This window comes from Sulfurimonas sp., from assembly GCF_027056685.1.
Lineage (GTDB): Bacteria > Campylobacterota > Campylobacteria > Campylobacterales > Sulfurimonadaceae > Sulfurimonas.
Genome location: NZ_JALUKE010000251.1, coordinates 1 through 1,771 on the forward strand (window position 1 = coordinate 1; position 1,771 = coordinate 1,771).

Below are 1,771 nucleotides of genomic sequence, written 5' to 3' on the forward strand. Positions count from 1 at the left end.
GTATTGAGTAATCTTGAAACTTTGCACTTCCTAAAGTAACGGCAACTTTATCTATTTTAACAGGAAAATTACTCTTAGCTCCTTTTCTCTTTTTCATTACTTTTCTCTTTTTCTTAGCAACTTTTTTCATCAGCTTTGAAAAATTTAATACTCTATCTTTATCTATCTCTGCATCCACATAAAAAGAATTTATATTAATTTCATCTACATATAATCTATTTGGAAATAGTTCTAAACTATACTCTTTTACGCCAAGAGAGTTTAAAGAGAACAGTAAACTATTTGTTTTTGTATTATTAATAAATATGGAGTCCAATTTTAAAGAGCCCACTAAGTCCAAATCTGGAGCATTCCTTCTTTTTTCATATTTTGTTGTTCCCTTTGCTGAAAAAAATCCATCTTTAATACTTAAGTAACTACTCTCTTGCAAATAAGGAGTAAACTCTTTGAGCGAAATTTTCCTAATATCAAAACTACCTATCTGCTTTAAAGGAGAAGCTCTCAATTTTCCTTTTGTGCTAACCAAACCTTTTTTATCTATTTTAAAACTTGTATCATACTTGAGCCACGAACCTTTTTTTGAATTAAAATCATAAAGATTAATATTTATATTATCAAGAGTGTTTGTTGCCGTTTTAGCAAGCATTTTATCTCTAAAAGTAACACTAGAAGAGCTTAGTGAGATTTTTTTCACCAATAATGCTAAGGTACTATTTTTATTCCTTTGCGTAGTTGTAGATTTTTTCTTACTTTTAGGCAGCGTCACTTTCAAATAATTTATCCAATCAATCTTATTCGTTTTAGTTCGAGACAATGCAACATTGAGTTTATTCAGTGCAATTTGTGCGATGCTTACCCTATTTTGCAATGGCACTGCGTTTATATCTGTAACAGTAAAAGATTTGAGAGTAAGTATATTTTGTGGAGCATTTTTTGGCTTTATTCTCAAATTATTCATGCGTATACTTGCGTTTTTAATCTCTGTTGCGTTTATATCACTACTATTAAAACTATATTGTGCATGTAAATATATTTTTCCATCTGCAACTTCAACATTTAACATATTTTTTACATATTTCCACTCTGTATAGAGTTTATTTGCTTTAAAATCTAAACTTCCTGAAGAGGCAAAAGGTTTGTAATGTTCTATTTTAGATTTAAAGTCAATAAAACCATTATCATTCATAGTTGCATAAAAACGAATAGTGCCTTTTGGATTTTTATTTTGTTCTGTATCAATATTTTTAATCTTTAAACCAATATTTTTCATACCAAATTTAAATACTTGAGGAAGGGTATAATCACTAAACGCAGCTCTACCCTCTACGATACTTATAGTGTCAATAATCACTCTTGGCATCTTAAAAGAGCTACTACTGCTCTTTTTATCTACCACTTTTTTATCTTTTTTGAGAATATTGAGCACATTCCATGTTTTGTCTTGATTTCTTACTAAATTTATTTTAGGATTTTTTATCTCAAAAAGATGAATATGCACGGCACCTATAAAGAGAGAAGAGGGATTTACATTTAAGGTCATAGATTCAAAAGAAAAAATTGCTTTTTTATTCAAATCATCTATTTTTACATTATGAAGAGCTAAGTTAAATGCAAATGGATTAAAATATACTTTTGCTATACTAACTTTTGTATTTGTATGCTCTTGCAAGATTTTAACAAGTTGGGGCTTGAGGACTAGGGGGAGGACAATAAATCCTATTATTGCATAAACAATAATAAAATATAAAAAAAACTTTTGAATTTTACCTAA

General features: G+C 28.6%; 1 protein-coding gene. It reads right to left on the reverse strand.

What is annotated here, in order from left to right:
* On the reverse strand, window positions 1-1,762 hold a 1,762-nt coding region (locus tag MVY38_RS10995), incomplete at its 3' end, for a DUF748 domain-containing protein (protein WP_366939803.1).
* Window positions 1,763-1,771: the final 9 nt, after the last annotated feature.